Raw genomic sequence first — 7,716 nt, forward strand, 5'->3', positions numbered from 1 at the left:
TCGAAGAACAATGCTGCCTGCTCCGGGGTCTGCGCCGCTTGTGCTTCAAACAAGCCATGAATCGTCTGCTCGCTCGGACAGTCCGCTGCGGTATCTCCCCATACGCCAAGAATTTGCTCGCGTTCTTGCTTGGTTACTACATCAAGCTCACGTACAGGAATATCTGGGTTCGCCACCACTTCCTTCAGCAGTTGCACCAGATGTCCCTGAATTTGTTCTATACTTGTGCGTTCAAAGACTAGTGCGTTGTAATTAAAGCTCATGTGAATGGCTTTCCCCGGCTGTACCACCAGATTAAAGTCATAGAAACTAGCTTCTCCAACGCTACCCACTTGCTCAATCTCTTCCTCTACTGAATCATTTGCAAAAATGAGTATATGGTTGATCAAATCCTGCTTAAGCTCCAACAATGCTTGAATTTCATCCAGCGAATACGAGACATGCGCATGGACAGATACAGACTGCTTCTCGATTTGCTTCATCACTTCCGAGAACAGGCTTTCCTCATGACTATTGATCCGTACAGGTACCGTATTTATGTGCTGGTCAATGATTTGCCCTACCTGTGAAACGTCCATCGCACGCTCGGAAACCACACTTCCAAACACGACATCATCCGTGCCATTATATTTTTGTAGCAATATGCCCCAAACGCTCTGTATCAGTGTATTTATAGTCACCTGATGACGCTCAGCGATCTGCTGAATCTGGATTGTCAGACCCACACCCAGATCAAAATCAAGGTGCTTTGCCTGATATTTCTCCTTACTCTGCATTTTAGCCTGAGGCAAATGGGACGGCTCCGTATCCCCCTCCAAATATGCCCCCCAGTAACGAGAAGCCTTTTGACGGTCTTGATGGATTTTCAGTACAGGTACTGTTTCTTCTGTAGTGATCCATTCCAGCTCACCCAGCGTCGTATCTGGATTCATCGCAATAGCTCCAGCCAACCGTACGAAGTGGCGCGTAATCTGCTCGATGGTTTCGCGCTCATACAGTGCAGTTGCATACTCTAATCCGAATTGAATACCTTCTTCCTTCTCGCTGGCTTCCAGCATCAGGTCAAACTTCGCCGGAGCCTGTTCCATACTGAATGGACAGAAGCTGATATCTGCTAGTCTCAGCTCACTTTCTTCGGTGTTTTGCAGCACAAACATCGTGTCGAACAGTGGATTGCGGCTCATATCTCGATTCACGTTCAGCTTTTCCACTAGTTCCTCAAATGGATAGTCCTGATGCTCATAGGCTTGCAAGGCCCGGGTTTTCACGTCCTCCACGTAGTGGCGGAACGTTAGCGCTGCGGTTGGATAATTGCGCATAGCCAGCGTACCAACAAACATCCCGATGATCGGCTCCAGATCCACATGCGGACGTCCCGCAATCGGGGTGCCGACGATGATGTCTTCCTGTCCTGTATACTGATGCAGCAGCGCTGTATAGGCTGCCAGCAGCACCATGTACAGCGTCGAACCTGTCTGTGCTGCCAGTTCTTTCAAACGCTCGCTGACTTCGCGTTCCAGACCGAATACCACCGTATCGCCTGCCGTGCTTCGTACTGCAGGACGTGTAAAGTCGGTTGGCAAGTTCAGTACAGGCAGATTACCTCTAAATGTACCCAGCCAGTATGCTTCCTGATGTTTCATCCAATCTTGCTGTGTTTTACTTTCCTGCCATACGGCATAGTCTTTGTATTGTATCCGTAGCGGTGGCAGTTCTTCACCGCTGTACAGGCGAGCAAATTCGCGGGTCAACACTCCTGCAGACACACCGTCTGAGATAATATGGTGCATGTCAAGCATCAGCAGATACTGTGGCTTTTCTTCTATTCCCTGTACGCACAAATCGATCAAGGCTACCCGCAGCAGCGGAGCGGCTTGCAGATCAAATGGACGCACAAATCGTTGAACCCATTCTTGTACTTCCCCTGCCGACACCTTCGCATACTCCACCTTGAACGATACGGTATCCTGAATCTGCTGCATCGGTTCGCTATTTACCATTTCAAAGCGAGTACGAAGGGTCGCATGACGGGAGATCAACTGCTGGAATACTTCTTCCATCCGTTCTACATCCAACGGGCCGCTTACCTGGAACATGGCGGGCATGTTGTAGTTCACATCATTGGGATCGAGCTGTTGCAGAACATACATCCGTTTTTGCGCCGAGGACAGCGGGTAGAAGTTACGTACTTCCGTTACCGGAATGGACGCATACTCCACCTGATCGAGATTTTCAATAACCACCGCCAGCTGTTCAATCGTCGGGGCTTCAAAAATGTTGCGCAGCGGAAGTGATTTGTTCAGTTCTTTGTGAACCTTCGAGACCAATGTGGTCGCACGTAATGAGTGTCCGCCAATTTCGAAAAAGTTTTCTTTCACGCCGACTTGCTCCAGGCCCAGCACTTCCTGCCAGACTTGCACCAGCTTCGATTCCACCCACGAACGCGGTGCGATATAATCCGCACCCGTTTGCAGACTTCCGTCCGGTACAGGCAGCGCCTTGCGGTCAATTTTGCCGTTTGGTGTCAGCGGCATGTGCTCCAGCTGTACAAAGTACGAAGGCACCATGTAACTCGGAAGCTCCTTGCCCAATAAGCCACGCAATTCGCTGGCACTCACTTCCCATTCCGCTACATAGTAAGCAACGAGTTGATGCTGCCTCTGCTCGTCCGCATGAGCCAGCACAATGACCTCTTGCACAGCCGCTACCTTTAGCAAATGCGCCTCAACCTCACCCAATTCAATCCGGTACCCCCGAATCTTCACCTGTTGGTCGATTCGGCCCAAGCACTCAATCGTGCCATCCGGCAACCATCTCGCAAGGTCACCCGTCCGGTACATTCGGTTGACACGAGTTACCAGCGATCCTTGAGCTAGTCGGGACTCTGTTTCGACGTACGGATTCGGGATAAATTTCTCTGCCGTCAGGTCTGGCAAGTTTAGATAACCGCGTCCTACACCAGCCCCGCCGATATACAGTTCACCAGCAACACCCATCGGCACCAGTTGGTGCTGCGCATCCAGAATGTATACGGATTGGTTGGCCAACGGAGTTCCGATGGAAACGGTGTGTACCCCTTTATCTGAAAGAACGTTCAGGTCTTCTGCGTTTTCAATTGTATAAGCGGTGACATCTACCGTCGTTTCAGTCGGGCCATACACATTCGTGATTACAGGCTGATAATCGAACCATTTATGCAAAAATCCGTTCACCAGTTGTACCGACAAGGCCTCGCCCCCGATCAGAAAATGCTTCACTCCAGGTGCTTCCGTTGCCGTGGCTGTTTCGCTCAAAATGTACAAATGCGCTGGTGTGCCGTCTGACAGGTCGATCTGATGCTCTCGATAGTAAGCGATAAGCTGTTCACCGTTCAGACTGACATCACGTGCAACTACGTGCAGTGCATGGCCCAATAGCAGACTTGCAAAAATTTGTTGTACCGAGGCATCAAACACATACGCCGACAGCCACGCTACGTGCAAAGGCTGGTCATAGCGGCTGTACACACGCTCAGCTAAAGCATGAATCAGATTGCTAACGTTACTTTGTTCAATCATGACCCCTTTCGGCTGCCCGGTCGTTCCTGAGGTGTAAATCATGTAGGCCAGATCGTTCGGGCTGGACATCGGTTCCAGATTGGAGCCGTCCTCATGATACAAAGAGGTGTTAATCTGGTGCTCCTGAATCGTCTCGCTCTGCGTATCCGCCTGTGATTCTGCATTCGTGGCCTGCTCCCCGTCCAACACCAGCACTTTACCGTCGAAGGCTACGATTTCAACCAAGTGGCTTTGCGTCAGTAGTAGCTCTGCTCCCGAGTCGTCCAGCATATAGCGGATACGCTCTTCTGGGTACATCGGGTCGATTGGCACATACGCACCCCCGGCCTTTAAAATGCCGAAAATGCCCACGATCATATCTACCGAGCGCTCCATCATTAGACCAACCAATCGGTCTGTCGTCACACCGTGAATACGTAGTGTACGAGCCAGTCGATTGGCACGCTCGTTCAGCTCCCGATAGGTCAGGTGTTGTTCCCCGAACACCAATGCCACACGCTCTGGCGTCTTGGCAACCTGTTCTTCAAATTGCCCATGCAGAGTTTCACTCCACGGGAAAAGTACGGCTGTATCGTTGAACCCGGATACAAGCAAATGCTTCTCTTCATCGGATACGATATCAATACCAGCCAAAGTCACCCCAACATCCTGCGTCACTGTCTCCAAAATTCGTACAAAATGCTTCGCCAGCCGCTGGATCGTCTCCGGCTTAAACAGCTTCGTGCCATACTCCCAAGTGAAAGATAAGCAATCTTTTTCTTCAGTCACATGTAATGAAAAATCTACCTTCGATATGCCAGCGTTCAATTCTTCCGGTTTGAAACGAATGCCTCTGGCCTCCAAAACATCTGTGCCAACATTTTGTAAACTAAACATCGTATCGAACACCGGATTTCGGCTTAAATCGCGAACCAGCTCCAGCTTGTCTACCAGCTCGTCAAACGGATAGTCCTGATGCTCCAACGCCAGCAGCGAGGTTCGCTTGACTTCCTGCAAAAAGGATTGAAATGTTAGAGCCGCTTGAGGCTGGTTACGGAAAACGAGTGTATTCACAAATAGGCCAATCATTGCTTGTGTATCTGCATGCCGTCTTCCAGCAACAGGAGAACCCACGATAATATCCTCTTGTCCCGAATATTTGCTCAGCAGAACGTTATACGCCGCCAAAAGTACCATGAAGATCGTTGATTCGGTATCTTGGGCCAGCTTGTAGAGTGCATTGATCATTTCAGGTTCCAACATGACTGTAAAGCTATCTCCTTCAAAGCTTTGGGCTTGCGGACGCGGAAAGTCCGTAGGCATGTTCAGTACAGGAAGCTCGCCATTCAAGGATTCGAGCCAGAACGATTCATCTGCTTGTAGTTCGCTACCCTTGATTTGCTCCTTATGCCAAGCGACAAAGTCCTTGTAATGAAGCTTAATCGGGGCAAGCTGTCTCCCCTGATAACGGCGAATGATCTCATCCAGCAGCACAGCCATGGAAAAACCGTCCGCAATAATATGATGCATATCGACTAGCAGCACGAAGCCGCCCTCAATAACTTCGAACAGCTCAGCTCGGAATAAAGGTGCTGTTCCCAAGTCAAAAGGCTGAACAAACAAGGCTTGCGCCTGTGTTGCTTCTTCTTTGGAGATACGGGAGAACGGGATGTCAAACAGGATCGAATCTCGAACTTTTTGTACAACCTCCCCGTCTTCCAGCTCAAAATATGTCCGGAAGGAATCATGACGTAAAACAACTTCCTTGACGGCCTCAATAAATCGGGAAACCTCCAGTTTACCCTCTATATAAAGCTGACCGGATACATGGTAGGCCGTTCCACCACCCAATTGATCCAGTACGTACATCCTTTTTTGGGATGAAGAGACTGGATAAAAGGGTTGGGATGCTACTGGTACAATCGGTTCATACACCTGTTTTGTTCCTCCAGCCACATAGGTAGCCAACTCAGCGATCGTTTGCAACTCAAAAATATGAACGAGTGGAATCTGAACACCCAACTCTTTGCTCACTCTGGACAGAATGACCGTCGCTTTTAACGAATCCCCACCCAGTTGAAAAAAGTTATCATGACGGCTAACTTCATGTATATTCAAAACGTCTTTCCAAATGGTCACGAGTCCATCCTCTACGCCATGCACCTCAGAGCCAGCACCTTTTGGCGTAAAAATACTGGAGTGTCCCGGTTCCGGCAGAGCCTGTAGATCTGTCTGTCCATCGGGCAGAAGAGGAATACGATCCATTGAAATCCAAAAACGGGGCTGCGTATAATCCGGAAATGTTTCATTCACAATTTGCTTCAATTCGGCTTCTTCCCAAGGAGCTGATGCACTTGCCACCACATAAGCAGCTACATAAGAGACTTCTCCAGCTACGTCCGTTTGTGGCGTAATGACGCAGGCCTCCAATTGAAACGTTTGCAGCAGGTGTTTCTCCAATTGTTCCAGATTGACCTGATGCCCGCGAATCTGGATCATCCGATTTAAATGACCGATGTGTTGTAGCTTGCCTCCGCTTTTGACGTAAGCCCATTCGCGTGTCGTACCCAACAGACCTGCGCCTGTCGAGGCCTGATACACTTCCCCCTCTGTTCCGGCGGGAGCTGGCTGCTTGTATGCATCCAGAACGCAAGGATAATTACCGTGGATATCGGCGCTCGCAGCCCAAGTAGCCAGAAGCTGCTCCTTTTCCGGGCCACGAAGTAAAGACAGTGAGGAAATACGACTTCCCTCGTCCACCACAATGGAATGCAGCAGATGGATGAAGTATTTAGACCATTCTTTAATCGTGTCTTCTTCAAAGAGATCCGTATTAAAGTCAAAATCCAGACGTAATTGCTTCTGTACCTCCGTAACATTCAAAAAAAGCTCGTATTTGCTGAAAGTCACTTCGTTTTCAAGCACTTCTACATCCAGTTGCTGAAATTGAAAACGCGGAATCGGCCGATCCATATTGAATACAACATTCATCACAGGTAAATGCTTTAGGCCCTGTTGAGCCAATCCGGCAAAGCTGTATTTTTGGTAAGCCTCCAGTTCATGCATTCGCTTTTTGATCACTTGCGTATATTCACTAAAAGTAACATCAGGACGCACTTCGCCAATGACTGGAAGCAAGTTGACACAATTACCAATCAGAGAGAAGGCATCCATATGAGATTGTCCCGCCGTAGGCACGCTGACGGTTACTTCTTTCTGTCCTGTCAGGCGATGCAGAAAAATTTGAAATACCGATAACAGGGTGATGAATAAACTGCTGCCGAGCTTTATGCTGGTTGTTCTTAACTGTTTGACGAGCGGTGCTTCGAGAATAACGGTATGTCTACTTCCGTTGGAGGATGGAGACTGTGTTCCACGCACTGGAGAAGGCAGTTCTAGTACAGGCAAAGACTTTTCCAGTACAGCCGACCAAAAAGCAACGGCTTCCCCTCCCCCTGTCCTCAGCTGAACTTGCTGCCAAGCGACATAATCCCGAAAAGCTACCGGATCAGGTAAGGTAACAGTTTCGTGCCGAACCCGTGCGGAATAGAAGTATTCCAGCTCTTGCATGAATACGCCCATCGACCAGCCATCGGCAATCAAATGATGGAAGGTAAACACACCCAGATGCTCCTGCTCCGATGTTTTCAGCAATTGAACACGAAATAGCGGCTCATCCGACGTGAAAGAAAACGGAACGGTGCTGTCTTCTCTCATCCACGTTTGGATATGCTGTTCCTGTTCATCCGAAGGGTAGCCCGAGAAATCATGCAGCGGAACTTCGATGTTCATCACAGAAGCAACCACCTGTGTCTCCCCATCAGCGCTTATGAAGGTACGTAGTGCTTCGTGGCGGCTCACAATGTTACGGATAACCTCGGTGAAAATCTCCTGTTGTAGTGGACCACGAAACCTTAGTAAGGCGGTTTCGTGTAAGGATTGAGAGTCACTTCGTTCCGAGACAGAGGCGAACCAAAGCTGTTTTTGATCCAGAGTCAGCGCAATCATGCTTTCCTGAGCGCTCCATGTCACCGTTTCTGGAAATGCGGATATGGGTACAGGTTGCTTATCCAGACCCGGGCCGTTTCCATTCGGGGGCGTGTCCGGTAAAAATCCCCCTTTGCGCAGCTCGTTCACGCTATCCTTGACCGCTTGTACGATTCGCCCAATATCTTCCTCC

At 49.4% G+C, this 7,716-nt stretch carries 1 protein-coding gene; it reads right to left on the reverse strand.

Annotation, left to right across the window (positions count from 1 at the left end; translation table 11 throughout):
• On the reverse strand, positions 1–7,716 hold a 7,716-nt coding region (locus tag ACIFQM_RS23935; protein WP_430066284.1), incomplete at both ends, for an amino acid adenylation domain-containing protein.

Source organism: Paenibacillus sp. NRS-1782, from assembly GCF_050467685.1.
Taxonomy (GTDB): Bacteria; Bacillota; Bacilli; order Paenibacillales; family Paenibacillaceae; genus Paenibacillus; species Paenibacillus terrae_A.